The 16,055-nt window shown below is 71.1% G+C and carries 12 protein-coding genes and 4 pseudogenes; 9 read left to right on the forward strand and 7 right to left on the reverse strand.

What is annotated here, in order from left to right; translation table 11 throughout:
• The first annotated feature begins 63 nt into the window (after positions 1-63).
• A complete protein-coding gene (locus LRS04_RS13665; protein WP_257819113.1) occupies positions 64-1,242 on the forward strand; it encodes a cyclopropane-fatty-acyl-phospholipid synthase family protein in 1,179 nt (392 codons plus the stop codon).
• Between the two features lie 12 nt (positions 1,243-1,254).
• On the opposite strand, the gene LRS04_RS13670 is transcribed toward LRS04_RS13665, so the two are convergent.
• The gene (locus LRS04_RS13670) at positions 1,255-2,250 is read right to left on the reverse strand and encodes an AraC family transcriptional regulator (RefSeq protein WP_257816836.1); all 996 of its coding nucleotides are present in this window, start codon (positions 2,248-2,250) and stop codon (positions 1,255-1,257) included.
• 224 nt (positions 2,251-2,474) lie between these two features.
• Between LRS04_RS13670 and LRS04_RS13675 the strand changes: the two genes are divergently transcribed.
• The 8 genes and pseudogenes from LRS04_RS13675 to LRS04_RS13705 all read left to right on the forward strand — a co-directional run bounded on the left by LRS04_RS13675 (position 2,475) and on the right by LRS04_RS13705 (position 12,318).
• Complete coding sequence (locus LRS04_RS13675) at positions 2,475-3,782, forward strand: MFS transporter (protein WP_257816837.1); 1,308 nt, start codon at positions 2,475-2,477, stop codon at positions 3,780-3,782.
• A 40-nt stretch (positions 3,783-3,822) separates the two neighbouring features.
• Positions 3,823-4,443, forward strand: a pseudogene (locus LRS04_RS27950) (AraC family transcriptional regulator ligand-binding domain-containing protein); the annotation flags it as partial.
• 251 nt (positions 4,444-4,694) lie between these two features.
• A pseudogene (locus LRS04_RS27955) lies at positions 4,695-4,787 on the forward strand (hypothetical protein); the annotation flags it as partial.
• Between the two features lie 265 nt (positions 4,788-5,052).
• Positions 5,053-7,302 carry a TonB-dependent receptor gene (locus tag LRS04_RS13685; protein WP_257816839.1) on the forward strand — a complete coding sequence of 750 codons (2,250 nt, stop codon included), beginning with the start codon at positions 5,053-5,055 and terminating at the stop codon, positions 7,300-7,302.
• 130 nt (positions 7,303-7,432) lie between these two features.
• Complete coding sequence (locus tag LRS04_RS13690) at positions 7,433-9,457, forward strand: acetoacetate--CoA ligase (protein ID WP_257816840.1); 2,025 nt, start codon at positions 7,433-7,435, stop codon at positions 9,455-9,457.
• Positions 9,454-10,452, forward strand: coding sequence for an alpha/beta hydrolase family protein (locus tag LRS04_RS13695; RefSeq protein ID WP_257816841.1), 999 nt, complete (start codon positions 9,454-9,456; stop codon positions 10,450-10,452). Before LRS04_RS13690 ends, LRS04_RS13695 begins: the two co-directional genes overlap by 4 nt.
• A 22-nt stretch (positions 10,453-10,474) precedes the next feature.
• Positions 10,475-10,837, forward strand: a complete 363-nt coding sequence (locus LRS04_RS13700) for a tannase/feruloyl esterase family alpha/beta hydrolase (RefSeq protein WP_257816842.1) — start codon at positions 10,475-10,477, stop codon at positions 10,835-10,837.
• Entirely contained in the window at positions 10,834-12,318 is a 1,485-nt protein-coding gene (locus LRS04_RS13705; protein WP_257816843.1) for a tannase/feruloyl esterase family alpha/beta hydrolase, read from the forward strand. Before LRS04_RS13700 ends, LRS04_RS13705 begins: the two co-directional genes overlap by 4 nt.
• Positions 12,319-12,619: 301 nt before the next feature.
• Here the strand turns inward: LRS04_RS13705 and LRS04_RS26905 are convergent.
• The 6 genes and pseudogenes from LRS04_RS26905 to LRS04_RS13735 form a co-directional block, all read right to left on the reverse strand.
• Positions 12,620-12,754, reverse strand: a pseudogene (locus LRS04_RS26905) (hypothetical protein); the annotation flags it as partial.
• Between the two features lie 241 nt (positions 12,755-12,995).
• A pseudogene (locus LRS04_RS13715) lies at positions 12,996-14,054 on the reverse strand (AMP-binding protein); the annotation flags it as partial.
• 22 nt (positions 14,055-14,076) lie between these two features.
• The gene (locus LRS04_RS13720) at positions 14,077-14,472 is read right to left on the reverse strand and encodes a hypothetical protein (RefSeq protein ID WP_257816844.1); all 396 of its coding nucleotides are present in this window, start codon (positions 14,470-14,472) and stop codon (positions 14,077-14,079) included.
• Positions 14,469-14,918 carry a hypothetical protein gene (locus LRS04_RS13725; RefSeq protein ID WP_257816845.1) on the reverse strand — a complete coding sequence of 150 codons (450 nt, stop codon included), beginning with the start codon at positions 14,916-14,918 and terminating at the stop codon, positions 14,469-14,471. The genes LRS04_RS13720 and LRS04_RS13725 overlap by 4 nt, the downstream gene beginning before the upstream one ends.
• Positions 14,918-15,892, reverse strand: a complete 975-nt coding sequence (locus LRS04_RS13730; protein WP_257816846.1) for an amidohydrolase family protein — start codon at positions 15,890-15,892, stop codon at positions 14,918-14,920. The genes LRS04_RS13725 and LRS04_RS13730 overlap by 1 nt, the downstream gene beginning before the upstream one ends.
• The gene (locus tag LRS04_RS13735; protein ID WP_257816847.1) at positions 15,889-16,050 is read right to left on the reverse strand and encodes a hypothetical protein; all 162 of its coding nucleotides are present in this window, start codon (positions 16,048-16,050) and stop codon (positions 15,889-15,891) included. Before LRS04_RS13735 ends, LRS04_RS13730 begins: the two co-directional genes overlap by 4 nt.
• Positions 16,051-16,055 lie beyond the last annotated feature (5 nt).

Consider the following 16,055-nt stretch of genomic DNA (forward strand, 5'->3'; position numbering starts at 1 on the left):
AAGTCGGGTCCGCGCCGGGGTGTTGCACCTCGCGCAAGCGTGGCCATAGTCGTCCGCATGGGCATGATCGAGACCCTGCTTTCGGAGCAGGTGAAGGTTGGCGATCTGACCGTGCGGATGCCGGGAGGTCGCGAGATCCATGCGGGGGACGGGACCGGTCCGCCCGTGGTCGTCCGCGTGACCGCCAGGGGCGTCCGGCGGATCGCCGCCAAGCCCGGGCTGGGGCTCGGCGAGGCCTTCATGGATGAGGACCTGGTCTTCGAGCGGGGCACGGTCTGGGATCTCCTTGAGCTCACCGGACGCAGCGGGTCACGTCTGCCGAAGGGGCGTGGCGGCTGGCTGAAGCGGACCAGGCGCGCGATCCGCCGGCGCCTGCAGCAGGCCAACGCGCGGGCGACCGCCCGGGCCAACGTCGCCCACCACTACGATGTCTCCAACGACCTGTACCGGCGCTTCCTCGACGAGGATCTGCAGTACTCCTGCGCCTATTTCGCCCGGCCGGACATGACGCTCGAGGAGGCCCAGGCCGCCAAGAAGCGCCACATCGCGGCCAAGCTGCGCCTCTCGCCGGGCCAGCGGGTGCTGGATATCGGCTGCGGCTGGGGCGGGCTGGCGATGACGCTGGCGAGGGACTTCGGCGTCGAGGTGCTGGGCGTCACCCTCTCCACCGAGCAGCTCGACCTGGCCCAGCGGCGGATCGCGGCGGCCGGGCTGGAGGACCGCGTCCGGATCGAGCTGGCGGACTATCGCGACCTGGCGGGGACCTTCGACCGCGTGGTTTCGGTGGGCATGCTGGAGCATGTGGGCGCACCGAACCTCAGGGCCTATTTCCAGGTGGTGCGCGACCGGCTGGCCGAGGACGGGGTCGCGCTGATCCACACCATCGGCCGGATGGAGGGCCCCAGCCTCACCAACGCCTTCACCCGCAAGTACATCTTCCCGGGCGGCTACATCCCGGCGCTGTCGGAGGTGTCCCGCGCGGTGGAGGAGGCGGGCCTGTGGATCACCGACGTGGAGGTCCTGCGCCTGCACTACGCCGAGACGCTGCGCCAGTGGCGCGAGCGCTTCCTGGCCGATCCGGAGATCCCCGAGCTCTGGGACGCGCGCTTCCGGCGGATGTGGGAGTTCTACCTGGCCTCCGCCGAGGTCGGCTTCCGGTATGGCGGACACATGAACCTGCAGGTCCAGCTCACCCGCCGGGTGGACGTCCTGCCGGTCACCCGGACCTACATGGCCGACTAGCGCCGGGGCCGGTCAGCCGCGCCGCAGCTCGCCGATGGTGGTTCCGGTCCACCGCCGGACGGCGCGGCGGAGGTTGGCGCTGTCGCTGAAGCCGACCTTCCAGGCGATGTCGTCGGCGCTGATGCGGGTGGTCTGGAGATACTCCAGGGTCAGAGTCCTGCGCACGTCGTCGACGATCCCCGCATAGGTGTGCCCGTCGTCGTCGAGACGCCGCCGCAGGGTGCGCTCGGTCATTCCCAGGCGCTGGGCGACCGCCTGCATCGACGGAAACCGGTTCGGCGAGAGCATCAGCAGCTGGTAGACGTCGCCCGCGACGCCCGTCGCCATCTTGGCCTGGCCCACAAGCCGGTCGCAGGTGTCCTCCAGCATGGCGCGGGTCAGGCGGTTGGCGAGTTCGGGCGCCTGGTCGAGGACGGCCGCCGGATAGTGGAGCTCGTGGGCGGTCTGTCCGAACTGGCAGGGGCAACCGAGCGCCGCCTCGTCGGCCGCCGCCCGCCCGATGTCGGCCAGGCCGAAGGACGCCCGGATCGGCCGGGCGCCCGCGCCCATCACGTCGCGCATGTGGGTCGAGGTCATCATCATCTGCTGGCGCAGCAGGAAGTTGCGCAGGTCCTGGCTCATGAGATCGCCGTAGATCTCGGTGAACGTCCAGACCGCCACGTCGCCGTCCCGGCGCCAGCCGAGCTGCTGGATCGGGGTCGCGAGCGGGTGGTAGCGCACCGCGAAGTCGAAGAAGTCCCGCATCGTCGGCGAGCACATCAGGGCGTAGCCATACATGCCGTAGGCGGAGAGGTGCAGGCGCGATCCGACCTCGTAGGCGACGTCCAGGTCCACGCCGACCCGCACGACGTTGTCGCACGCGGCGAGGTACTGGCTGATCGAGGTGAGGGTGTGCGGGTGGCGGACGTCGGCCAGGCTGAGGCCCGTGCCCGCGAGCACGTCGTCGGCGGTCACGGCCTGCGCGGCCACGGTGTCGATGAGCGTGGCGATCTTGTAGGGCGCGAACATCCTCTGACGCGGCAGCGGACGGCGAAGCGGCCGGCCGGGTGGCGGGATCTGCCCTGAAGACGGGCCCGCGCGCGGGCCGACCGGTCTCTTTGCCAAGCGCACCCCCCAAGTTTGTCCGGCAAAGACATATATGTGTCCGTCCGGGACCTCAAATCGCGGACCGGCTTCTTCCTATCCTGTGGCTGCGGCCGGCGCAGATCGGCCGCGACAGGGAAGGGGACCCCATGACAGCGCCGGCCGCCGCACACACCCGCGGCTCGACCGTCCGACTTGCGATGACCTCGTCGGTCGCCGCGGGCGTCGAGTGGTACGACTTCTTCGTGTACGGGACGGCGGCGGCGCTGGTGTTCCCGCACATCTTCTTCTCCCCGGACCTGTCGCCCCTGGTGGCGCAGCTCGCGGCCTTCAGCACCTTCGCCGTCGGCTTCATCGCCCGCCCGCTGGGCGGCGTGGTGTTCGGGCACTTCGGCGACCTCTACGGGCGCAAGACGACCCTGGTGGCGGCGCTGGTCATCATGGGCGTCTCGACCCTGCTGGTCGGCCTGCTGCCGACCTACGCGACCGCGGGCATGTGGGCGCCGCTGATGCTGATCGTCCTGCGGTTCGCGCAGGGGTTCGCGGTCGGCGGACAGTGGGGCGCGGCGGCGCTGATCGCCATCGAGAACGCCCCCGAGGGCCGCCGCGGCCTGTTCGGCAGCTTCGTGCAGATCGGCGTGCCGTCCGGCGTGATCCTGGCCAACGTCGCCTTCATCCTCTCCGACGGCCTGATGGACCGGGCGTCGTTCGAGGCCTGGGGCTGGCGGATTCCCTTCCTGCTCAGCATCGTCGTCGTCGGCCTGGCGCTCTTCGTCCACACGCGCATCCAGGAGTCGCGGGAATTCGTGGCGGCCGCGGCCGAGCGGAAGGCCGCCGGACCGTCGCAGGCGCCGCGGCGCTCGCCGATCCTGCAGGTCATCGCCTCGAGCTGGCGGCGGATCCTGCTGGCCGGCGGGGCCTTCATCGCCAGCAACGCCTGCTTCTACGTGATCATCACCTGGGTGATCTCCTACGGCACCACGGAGCTTGCCCTGTCCCGCGAGCTGATGCTGGGCGGCGTGATGTTCGGCAGCCTGTGCATGATCCCGGCGCTGATCCTCGTCGCCTCGGCGTCCGACCGGTTCGGCCGGTATGGCCTCTTCCGGCTGGGCTGCATCACGACCGGCCTGTGGTCCTTCGCCTTCTTCCCGCTGCTGGAGACCGGCTCGCCGCTCGGCGTCGGCGCGGCGATCGCGGTCGGCCTCTGCTGCGTGGCCATGATGTACGGACCCCCAGGCGGCGCTGTTCGCCGAGCTGTTCTCCACCGAGGTCCGATATTCGGGGGCGTCCCTGGGCTATCAGGTCGGCGTCCTGCTGGGCGGCGGCTTCGCGCCGATGATCGCCACGGCCCTGTTCGCGGCTTCCGGCAACAGCATGACGGTGGCCGGGTACATGGCGGCAACCTGCTTCGTCTCGCTCGTCTGCGTGTCCTGGCTCCATGCCCACCGGAAGGCTGACGAGCCCGCGACGTTCGCGGCCTGAGGAGCCTGTGAGCCGATGCAGGGTCCGACATCACCCACGGGATTGGACGGGGCGGCGGTGCAGGCCCTGCTGCAGGGCGCGGTCCGCCGCGGCAAGGATCCGGCGGAGATCCTGCTGAAGGCGGGCATAGACCCGGCCGTCTATGGCCGCCCCGCGCGGACGATCGACGGCAAGGCCCTGGTCCGGCTGGTCCGCCAGACCCAGTTCGCCCTGGACGACGTCTTCCTGGGCTTCTTCGCCAACCCGAGCCGGCTGGCGCTGGAAGCGGAGCGGATGATCTCGCTGATGAGCTGCGCCACCTTCGGCGAGGCGCTCCGGGTCAGCATCCGCTTCACCAACGCCATGTCGTCCGACGCCGGGCCGGCGGTGACCGAGGACCACGGGACCGGCCTGCAGCACACGTGCGAGTATCACACGGTCGAGGGCGTCGACCGACAGGTCCTGGTGTGGATCCGGTTCCTCTGGATCTACCACTTCTTCAGCTGGCTGATCGGCCGGCCGCTGGCCCTGCGCGGCCTGTCGATCCAGGGACCGCGGCCCGTGCAGGAGAACGGCTTCGACCGCTTCGCCGTCTTCCGCTGCCCGGTGAGGTTCGACGCCGAGGTCGACTCGCTCTCGTACGACTGGAACGACCTGTCGGCGCCCCTGGCCCACAACGCCCTCGGCGACTACGAGGCCTACTATGCCGGCGAGCCCGACTGGTTCGAGGCGCCGGGCGGCGGCGCGAGCTGGCGGGAGCGCACCCAGCAGGTGCTGCTCGACTTCCACAAGGCGGGCGACTGGTCGCCCAGCCTGGAGGCCGTCGCCGCGCGGCTGAGGACCGGCCCGCGGCGCTCCGGCGCGACCTCCACCGCGAGGGGGAGTGCTTCCAGGAGATCCGCAGCCGCCTGCGCGGCGAGCTGGCCGGCGCCTATCTCCTCGCCAGCGACATCCCGATCACCGAGATCGGCCTGGTCCTGGGATTCAGCGATCCCGGCAGCTTCTCGCGGCAGTTCGCCGCCTGGGCCGGGATGACGCCGTCGTCCTTCCGCGCCCAGTACGTGGCCGACGCCGCCAGGCTGGCGAGCGCGACGGCGGTGCTTGGCGAGCGGCGGGTCCCGTGAGCCGCCGCGCGGAGCCTGGTCACTTACGCCAAATCACGCTGTCAGCCCTGCGATTGAGTCCCGGCCCCGACCGCGGCCATTCCTCAGGGACCGGAGCTTCAGACTCCGGGCTGAAGCGATCCTGCGATCGAGGGAGGGTGCAATGAACCGCAATGTAATCCGACGCGCTGGCGCGCTGCCGCTGGGCGCCGCAGCCCTGCTGGGCAGTGTGGCCCTGCCGGCCACGGCCTTCGCCCAGCCGCGGGCCGACGAGGCCGCGCTGGAAGAGGTGGTCGTCACCGCCGAGAAGCGCGCCGAGGGCCTGCAGAACATCCCCATCGCCATCACGGCGATCTCGGAGACGACGCTGCAAAGGGCCGGGGCGAAGGAGGTGGGCGACCTCGTCCAGCTGACGCCCAGCCTGCAGTTCGGCACCCGCTCGACCAACGTCTTCATCGCCATGCGCGGCATCGGCCAGGCGGGCCAGGACATCGGCAGCCAGTCGGGCGTCACCGTCTCGCTCGACGGCGTGCCGCTGCTCAACCACTTCATGATGAACCCGGCGTTCCTGGACCTCGAGCGGGTCGAGGTCCTGCGCGGGCCGCAAGGCACGATCGCCGGCCGCAACGCCACCGGCGGCGCGATCAACATCCACAGCAAGGCGCCGGCGCCCGGACGACGACGGCAGCCTCAGCGTCACCGTCGGCGACCGGTCCCGCCGGGGCGTCCGCGGGCACCTCAACGCGGCGTTCTCCGACCAGCTCGCCGGCCGGCTGTCGTTTCAGCGCGAGGTGGCGGACGGCTGGCTGAAGAACGGCTTCCTCGGGCGACGGAACGACAACACCGACGTCGCCGAGGTGCGCGGGCAACTGCTGTTCACGCCGACGGATCGTTCAGCCTCCGCGGCCTCGTCGACTACACCCGCGATCGCAGCGACCCCGGCTTCGCCCAGATCCTCGGCCGGGCCGATCCGGCGCGGCCGACGGTGCCGGAGCTGCCGACCTACATCTACACGCGCAACGACCCTGAGAATCTCACCTTCTACTTCAACGAGCCCAACCGCCGGGACGTGGAGAGCATCCGGGCCACCGCCATCGCCACCTGGGCGATCACGCCGGACATGACGCTGACCTCGACGACGGGGTTCATCGATCACGAGATCGACCTGACCGACCTCGACGTCGACGCCACGCCGTACAACACCTCGCGGTTCGACCTGATCGGCATCTACGCCCGGCAGGTGACGCAGGAACTCACCCTGACGGCCGACCTGGGCGAGCGGGCCGACCTCGTGGCCGGCGCCTTCTACATGCGCGGCGAGTCCAGCGAGCCGCTCTACCTGAGCCTCGCGGCCTTCCGGAACTACCTGGTCTATCTTCCCGAGGAGACCCTCGACTCCTACGCCGCCTATGCGCAGTTCCGCTACCAGGTGACGGACAAGCTGCGCGCGACGGTCGGCGGCCGCTACACCACCGACGACAAGTCCTACCAGATGGACTCCTCCGTGGGCGGCGTGCCCCGCCTGAGCTCGGACTCCGGCAAGTTCAGCGCCTTCACCCCGCGCTTCGTGCTCGACTACACGCCGACGGAGGAGACCCTGGTCTACGCCAGCATCTCGCGGGGCTTCAAATCGGGCGGTTTCAACACGCTGGGCGACGTCTCCATGCCGGTGAACCGGTTCAACCCGGAGTACGTCTGGAACTACGAAGCGGGCCTCAAGGCCATGATGTTCGACCGCAAGGTGCGGCTGGGCCTCACCGGCTTCTACGCCGACTATACCAACCTGCAGCAGACCGTGTTCCGCCTGAACGAGGCGACCCAGGTGCGCTTCCCCCGCGTAGAGAACTCCACCTCGGCGACCATCAAGGGCATCGAGTTCGAAGGCGAGGCGAATCCGATCAACGGCCTGCGGTTCACCGGCGCGGTGACCTACCTCGACGCCGGGTTCGGCTTCTTCTGCAACAACGATCCGCTGTACCCGACCCAGCCCACCTCGCCGTCCTGCGTCGGCGAGACCCGGGACGGACAGCCGCTGCCGCCCGGCGCCGTCCAGCTCGAAGGCAATACGCTGACCCAGGCCCCGCGCTGGCAGTACAACCTCTCGGCCCAGTACACGGTCCCGGTGTCCGACAACCTGAACCTCACGGCGCGGGCGGACTACAAGTGGCAGAGCCGGACCTATTTCGACATCTACAACAATCCGCAGAACTCGCAGGCCGCCTACGGGCTGCTGAACGGGTCGGTGGAACTGGCCTCACGTGACCGGGCCTGGGCCCTGCTGGCCTGGATCCGCAACGCAGCGGACGAGCGCTACATCAGCCAGGGTTCGGCGGGATCGGGCGCCACGCCCGCGGTCACCGGCTCCATGGGCCTGCCCCGGATGTACGGCGTCACGATCACCCACCAGTTCTAGGACAGCTCGGGCGCCTCCCCGCCGAGCTGCGGCCCACCCCGCAGGGTGGGCCCTGCGCGGTGCGGGCGGCGGCCCGCACCCGCAGACTTTCCGCCACGCCGCGATCCGTCCGCTTACACGGGACCTTGCCATGCCACGCCCCGACCGGGCCGATCCAAAGCCGCAGCTCGCGCTGTACCGGGAATGGCTCCACGCGACCCACGGTCTTCAGTTCGACGACTACGAGGCGATGTGGGCCTGGTCGACGACCGACCTCGCCGCCTTCTGGGAGAGCATCTGGGTCTACGGCGGCCTGGAGTCGCCCACCCCGCACGGCGCGGTCCTCGCCGGCGGCATGCCGGGCGCCCGGTGGTTCGACGGCGCGCAGGTGAACTATGCCCGGCAGGTCTTCCGGCACGCGGAGGCCGCGGAGGCCGCGGGGCAGCCGGCGATCCTCGCCGAGGACGAGACGGGACGCGTCGTGGAGGTGGGCTGGGCCGAGCTCAGGCGGCGGACCGCGTCGCTCGCCCTGGAGCTTCGGCGCGCCGGCGTCGGACGCGGCGACCGGGTGGCGGCCTACCTGCCGAACGCGCCCGAAGCGGTGGTCGCCCTGCTGGCCTGCGCGAGCCTGGGCGCGATCTGGACCCTCTGTTCGCCGGACATGGGCACGCCCGCCGTGCTCGACCGCTTCCGGCAGGTCATGCCCAAGGCGCTGATCGCCGTCGACGGCGTCCACTACGGCGGCCGGGCGCGGGACCGCAGCGGCGTGGTGGAGGAGATCCGGCGCGGCCTGCCGAGCCTGCAGGCCGTCTTCGTCGTCTCGACGGGCCACGGCGAGACGCCGATCGACGGGGCCACGGACTTCGCCACGGCTCAGGCTCGTGACGATGCCGAGACAGCGGCCTTCGAGCCGGAATGGCTGCCGTTCGACCATCCGCTCTGGATCCTCTATTCCAGCGGGACCACGGGGCTGCCCAAGGCCATCGTCCACGGCCATGGCGGCGTGGTTCTCGCCGGCGTGGTTGGCAACATGCACCTCGACCTCGGCCCGAGCTACGACCCGAACACCTTCGGCGAGCGGTTCCACTGGTACAGCGCCACGGGCTGGGTGATGTGGAACCAGCAGGCCGGCGGCCTGCTCAGCGGGACTACCATCTGCCTCTTCGACGGCTCGCCGAGCGGGTCCCGGGACGAGGTGGACTGGAGCCGCCTCTGGCGGTTCGCGGCGCGCCATCGGGTGACCTGGTTTGGCGCGGGTGCGGCCTTCTTCGCGAGCTGCCGGAAGGCCGGCCTCTCCCTTGGCGAGGTCGGCGACCTGAGCGCCGTTCGCGCGCTCGGGAGCACCGGCTCGCCGCTGCCGGCCGACGTGGAGCGCTGGGGAGAGGGGCAGTTCGCGGCCCTGGGCCGACCGGGCATCTGGTGGTGCAACATCTCCGGGGGCACCGACATCGCCGCGGCGTTCCTGTCGGGGAACCGGGAGCTGCCGCCGGCCCCGGGGCGGCTGCAGTGCCGGCATCTCGGCGCGGCCGTCGAGGCGTGGGACGAGGATGGCCATCCGGTCATCGGCCGCGTGGGCGAGCTCGTCTGCACCCGGCCCTTCCCGAGCATGCCGCTCTACTTCTGGGGCGACGCGGACGGCGAGCGTTACCGTGCCTCCTACTTTGGCCAGTGGCCCGGTGTCTGGCGGCACGGGGACTGGCTGCAGGTCGAGCCGGACGGGAGCTGCTCGATCAGCGGCCGCAGCGACGCCACCATCAACCGCAACGGCCTGCGCATGGGCACCGCCGAGCTCTACGCCGCCGTCGAACGCCTCGCCGACGTGGCCGACAGCCTGGTCATCGACCTCGAGGACGGGGAGGGCGGCAGCCAGCTCCTGATGTTCGTCGTCCCGCGCGACGGGCGGGCGCTCGACGCCGGCCTGGAGGCGGCGATGGCCGGCGCGATCCGGGACGCGCTGTCGCCCCGCTTCGTGCCGGACGCCTTCATCCAGGCCCCGGGGATTCCCCGCACGCTCTCCGGCAAGAAGCAGGAACTTCCCGTGAAGCGGCTGTTCCAGGGGTGGCCGGTGACGAAGGTCTTCAACCTCGACGGGATCGAGAACCCCGACGTCGTCGCCTGGTACCGGGCCCAGGCCGGGGCGTGGCTCGCCAGGGCTCCGAGCGCGAGCCCTGCATGATCCGCCGCCGGGACCTCGCCAAGGCGGCGACCCTGGCTGCGGCTGCGCCGGTGGCGGCGGCGGCGTCCGACCCGTCGCAGGGCCGGCTGAGCACGCTGCGGCTCCGCTCGACGCACGTCGCCGCCGCGGTCGCCGTGAGCGTGTACCGCCCGCCGGGCGCGCGAGCGCCGGGCGAGCGCTATCCCCTCCTGCTCCTGCTGCACGGCGGCGGCGGGAGCGAGGCGGACCTCACGCGCTTCGCCCGGGTCATCGACGGCGCCATCGCGGAGCGCCGCATCGCGCCCCTGATCGTGGCGATGCCGGCCGCGGGCCGGTCGCTCTACATGGACACCCGCGACGGGGCCGAGCGGTGGGAGAGCTTCATTCTCCAGGACCTGCTGCCGCACCTGCGCGCGACCCTGCCGGTGGACGGGGCGCGGCGGGGGACATTCGTCGGCGGCTGGTCGATGGGCGGGCTGGGCGCGCTCCGGCTCGCCTTCAAGCATCCCGAGACGTTCGCGGCGGTGGCGGCGCTGGAGCCGGCGGTCGAGCCCGCGCTGGCATGGCGCGAGATCGGGCCGAAGGTGAAGTTCTGGCGCTCGGACGAGATCTACCAGCGGATCTTCGGTTCCCCCGTCGACGAGGCCTACTGGGCGGCCAACAATCCCGCGACCATCGCCAGGGGCGACCCGCGGCGCCTGGCCGACCTCGGCGTCTATCTGGAGGTCGGCGACCAGGACATGCTCTACCTGACCCATGGGGTCGAGTTCCTGCACCGCGTCCTGTTCGATGCCCGCGTCGCGCACGAGTACCGCCTGGTCCGCGGCGCCGAGCACGTGGGGCCCTCGCTCGCGCCGCGCCTTGCCGACGCCCTGGGCTTCCTGGGCCGGCAGATCGATCCGCCCGCCTGGATCGACCGCCAGGTGATGGAGACGCGCGCCGTCATGGACACCCAGAAGCGCGCGGCCGGCCTGCCCGCCGAACCCGTCGATCCGCGCCGTATCCGAAACTGGTGATCCGCAAACCATGGAGCCGCCGATGTTCCCGCAGACCCGCCCGGTGACCGCCCGCACCCTGCTGGCCGGCGCAGCCGCCCTGTTGGCGCTCGCCGCCGCCGGCCCCAGTGCGGCGGCGTCGTGCGAGGCGCTCCGCGACCTGAAACTGCCGGGCGCCGTGATCAGGAGCGCCGAACCGGTCCCGGCCGGAGGCTTCGCCGGCATGGGGGCGATGCGGACGCAGGACCTGCCGCCGTTCTGCCGGGTCGTCGCCTCGGTGAGCACAGAGCCCGGCTCCGACATCGGCGTCGAGATCTGGCTGCCCGCCAGCGGCTGGACCGGGGTCTTCCACGGCAACGGCAACGGCGGGTTCGCCGGCATCCTGACGGGGCCTACGGTCCGATGAGCGCGGGCCTGCGGCGCGGCTACGTCACCGCGGTCACCGACACCGGCACGGCGCCGGCGACGCCGCTGGCGGGCGACGCGCTGATCGGCCAGCCGGTCAAGTGGCGCGACTGGGGCCGGCGCTCCACCCACGCCATGACCGTCACCGGCAAGGCCGTGGCCCAGGCCTTCTACGGGACGCCCGCGCGGCGCGCCTTCTACACGGGCTGCTCGACCGGCGGCCAGCAAGGCCTGATCGAGGCGCTCTACTACCCCGAGGACTACGACGGCATCCTGGTGGGCGCGCCGGTGATCAACCGCACCTGGGGCCACGGGGCGGTGCTGTGGAACGACCTCGCGGCCCACCTGAAGCCGGGCCACCGTCTCTCCGACGCCAAGCTCCGCCTGCTCAGCGACACGGCCGTCCAGCGCTGCGGAGGCGCCGGCAGCGGCCTGGCCGGCGATCCCTTCATCGGCGACCCCAAGGCCTGCCGGTTCGACCCCGCTGTGCTCGCCTGCCGCGACGGGGACCGCGCCGACTGCCTGACCGCCGCCGAGGTCGCGACGGCGCGGGCGTTCTACTCGGGCCCGACCAGCCGCGCCGGCCGGCCGCTGTTCCACGGCTGGCTTCCGGGGAGCGAGGCGACCGGCTTCTACGACTGGACGTTCCTGCAGTCGCGGCCGAACGGCGAGCCGGCCTTCGTCAGCCTCTTCAAGTGGGTGTTCGGCGCCAAATGGGACTGGTCGGGGTTCCAGGTCGAGCGCGACATGGCCCGGGTCGACCGGGCGCTCGGCCCGATCGTCAACGACGCCACGCGCGGCAGCCTGCGCGACTTCCGCGCCCGGGGCGGCAAGCTGATCATCTACCACGGCTGGGCCGACAGTCTGGTGCCGCCGGACCAGAGCGTGGCGTTCTACGATCGCGCCGCACGCGACGCCGGCGGGCTCGACCAGGTGCAGGACTTCGCCCGCCTGTTCATGGCGCCCGGGTTCTCGCACTGTGCGGGCGGGCCGGGCCCGGACGTCTTCAATTCGGCGTCCGGCGGGGCCATCCCGACGCCGACGCTGACCCCGCAGCACGACCTCTTCGCGGCGCTGGAGACCTGGGTCGACGGCGGCCCGGCGCCGGCGCAGGTGATCGCCACCCGCTATGTCGGCGGTCAGCCGGCCAAGGGGATCGCGATGCAGCGGCCGCTCTGCGCCTATCCCGCCAAGGCCTGGTATCGCGGCGCCGGCGACCCGAACGACGCCCGGAACTTCACCTGCGCGGTGGTCCGGCCGCGGGGGGCCGGCCGACGGGGCCGGAGGATAGCCGGAGCGGGGGGCGCCGGCGCCGGACGTCACGGCCGCCGAACACGATCCGCCCCCCACCATGGTGGCGGGCGCACGTCACGGATCCCGCCCACCGACACGGACTCAGCGCAGGGCGGCGATCACCGCATCCGCAAGGGCCGCGGTCGACGCGGGGCGCGAACTCCGGCGGCTGATCCGCGGGACGCTTGAGACCGAGTTGGCCCGCGCCATGCCTGGCGGCGAGGTCCGCGACGGCGACCGGGTGCAGGCGCGATGGGACGCGGCGGAAGACCGGCTGGTGCTGGAGCCCCGGCGGGACAAACCGGCCCTCAAGCCCGCCCGCCGCCGCGCGGCTCAGATCGCCCGGGCGCGGCCTTCCCAATAGGGCGCGCGGACCTTGTTTCGCAGGATCTTGCCAGCCTCGCTGCGCGGCAGCGCGTCCACGAAATCGATGCCGCGGGGGGACCTTGTACCTGGCCATCGTCCGCGCGGCGTACTCCAGGATCTCGCGCCTGAGCTCCTCGGAGGGGGCGTAGCCGGGTCTCAGCTGGATGACGGCGCGGACCTCCTCGCCCCATTCGTCGTGCGGGATGCCGACGGTGCAGCTGTCCTCGACGGCGGCGTGCTTGATCAGCTCGTTGTCGATCTCCTGGGGGGTAAATGTTCACCCCGCCGGCGATGATGGTCTCGGCGCTGCGGCCGGTGAGAAACAGCCAGTCGTCCTCGTCCAGATAGCCGATGTCGCCCATCGTGAAGTAGTCGCCGCGCCGGTTGGCGTAGGTCTTGGTGTCGTCCTTGTAGTAGTTGAAGCCGCCCTGATCCTTCAGGCTCAGATAGATGTGGCCGGGCGCGCCGGGCGGGCATTCGTTGCCCTCGTCGTCGAGGATCTTGGCGGCGTCCTTGTGCGGCCGTCGCCCGACCGTTCCGGGCCGCGCCAGCCACTGTTCGGAGGTGACGGTGAAGCCGACGCCGCCTTCCGAGCCGGCGTAATATTCGTAGAGGATCGGGCCCAGCCAATCGATGATCGCCCGCTTCACCTCGGGCGGGCAGGGCGCCGCGCCGTGGGTGATGCGCTTGAGCGAACTCAGGTCGTACTTCGCCCGCACCTCCTCAGGCAGCGCGAGCATGCGCTGGAACATGATCGGCACGAAGTGGCCGCGGGTGATCTTCTGGTCCTGGATGGTCTTGAGCACGAACTCGGTGTCCCACCGGTCCATCAGCACGGTCGGGACGCCGTTGTTGAGCGCGCGGCGGATGTCGCCGGCCATCGGCGAGGCATGATAGGCCGGGCCGGTGCAGATGTGCTTGTCGACCGCCCGGTCGTAGATGGGATCGAAGCCGCCGACGGCCTGGGCGTTGGGCTTGTAGACCCCCTTGGGGCGGCCGGTGGTCCCGGAGCTGTAGAGCATCGTCGTGCCGCGCACGGGGTCTTCGATGTCGTCCGCGGGATAGTCGTCGATCGTCTCGAAGGGAACGAAGCCGGGCAGATCGCCGCCGATGGACACCTTCAGGACGAGTTGCGGGCACTGTCCGGCGGCCTCGGCGACGCCCTCGACCCGGGTGTCGGCGAACACCGCCCGGGCCTCGCAGTTGTCGACGACGTAGGCGATCTCGTCGGGCTTGAGGTGCCAGTTCACCGGTGTCAGGCGGAAGCCGCCGCGCAGGCAGGCGAACAGCACGTCCGGGAACTCCACTCGGTTGGAGCAGACGATGGCCACCGCGTCGCCGGCCGTGAGGCCGTGATCGCGCATCAGCCGGACCAGCCGGTTGGCGTTGGCGTTCAGCTCGCCGAAGGTGCGGGTGCGGCCGGTGGCGGCTTCCAGCACCGCCGTCTTCTGTGGCCAAATCTCCGCCCAGACTGCGGTGCACATGCCGGAGTCCACGGCGGCGTCGACCCGCGCCTTGATGTCGGTGTGGTCCAGCGTGGCCGCATCGATCATTCGCATCCTCCCGGTGGCGCGCCGCCCGTCAGTTCCAGAGCGGCGATGAGGGCTTCATGGCGCGGATCATGAAGGTGACGCTGGCCACGTCCTTCCCGGTCGCGGCGTCGGCGATGTCGACGTCGTACCAGGCGTTCTCGGTCTTCGGGCTCTCGGTGAGCTTGCGCATGGTGGTGCGACCCACGTAGTCGCGGTCGGCGAAGAGCGGCCCGGCCAGGTGCCGCACCTCCAGAGCGCCGAACAGGCCGACGTAGGGCTGCTTCGACTTCGCCAGCACGAACGGCCGGCTCATGTGCGCCAGGCGAACCACGTGGGCGGGCGAGAGGGCGCCCGTCTCGTCGTAGAGCGGCAGGCGCTCGGTGATGCGTCCGAGGGACGCGTCGTAGCTCTCGCGGCTGACCTTCATCGGGATGTCGGAGGTCACGTCGCCGGCCTTGATGTCAGCGTAGATCCGCAGGCCCCAGGGTCGGCCTCGGCCTGCTCGGCCATGCGCCTGGCCACCTCCGACCCCTCGTCCCGCGCGCGCGGCGATGCGGTGCCGACGCACACCTGCTGGCCGGCCTGGTTGAACATCTGCAGGCGGGCCCGCGGCTCGCCGGGCTCGACGACGGCCCGCACCTCCTCCCTGTCGACGGTCGCCTGGGTGAAGTGCAGCGAGATGTCTCCGGTCTCGAACCAGGTCGGGCCGTAGAGCTGGAGCAGCATGGGCACGAACTGGTCCATGTGCACCGAGCCCGGGACGGTTCCCCCCTTGAAGCCGAGCTTGGCGGCGACCTCGTCGTTGTGGATCGAGCCGGGAGCCTGTTGGAACCCGTTGTGCGGGGCGCGGAACGGGCCCGTGAGGCGTTGCGGGGCGAGGGCTTCGGTCATCAGGCGTCTTCCCGGGCGCGGGCCTCCAGGGCGCCGCCCATCATCTCCTCGAAGTTGGCGCGGTAGAAGCGGTCCCGGTCGTCGTCGGTGAGGCCCTCGAAGGTGCGCTCGAACCGCGCGATGGGATCGTTCGTGCCCTCCGGGTGCGGGTAATCGCTGGAGAACATGTAGAGGTCCGCGCCGCTGTCGCGGATCAGGTAGCCCGCGTCCTCGCCGGGGAACGGAGTGAACTTCACCTGCCGTCGGATGATCTCGGACGGCTTGGCCGAGAGCTGCTGCAGATAGGGATCGGTGCGGCCGAACGAGCGCGCGCCCATGTCCATCTGGCGAAGGAAGCCCGGCACCCAGTAGGCGCCGTATTCGATGATCCCGCCGCGCAGCTCCGGCTGGCGGTCGAGCAGCCCGTCGTAGATCAGGGCGCTGAGGAACATCTCGGCCGAATGGGGCAGCGCGACATAGTCCTTGAACCGCAGGTTCTCGCCGCCGCCGTGCAGGTCGGGCGACTTGGGCTTGCCGTTGTTGACGTACTCCTGCGGCAGGGTCCGCGAGCCGGCGCCGATGTGCAGGACGAAGGGGATGCGCTTTGCCGCCAGCAAGGCCCAGAACGGATCCAGGTCCGGGTGGCCCGGCGACTTGTCTCCGGCCGGCGCCGATGGGACCCAGATCGCCTTGCAGCCAAGACGGATGGCTTCCTGGGCTTCCTCGACCGCGCGAGCCGGATCGTCGAGCGGAACGTAGGCCACGCCCAGCAGCCGCGGGTCGCCGCAGAAGGCGGCCATGGCGCGGTTGGCCGCCCGGGCCCCGGCGTAGAGGACGTCCTGGTCCTTGCTGGTGCGGAACGGCCGAAGCGCCGAGGTCGGGAAGACCAGCTGGCTCGCGAACCCCAGCTCGTCGAGGGCGTGGACGCGCTCGGCCGGGTCATACGCGCCGTAAGCCAGCCTGCCCTTGGGCCCGCCGATCAGGCCCTCGATCACCTTTTCCTTGGGGGCTCCGCCGGCGGACGGGTGGAGGGCGGATCCTTCCGCAGCAGCCGGTCCTTCCAGGCGTCGTCGGCGAACGGCACGAGCCAGTCGGCCGGCTCCATCACGTGGCTGTCCGCATCGTGGAACACGCGCCCTGCAGCGTACGGCATCTCGG

This window comes from Phenylobacterium sp. J367 (assembly GCF_024699985.1).
Classification (GTDB): Bacteria; Pseudomonadota; Alphaproteobacteria; order Caulobacterales; family Caulobacteraceae; genus Phenylobacterium.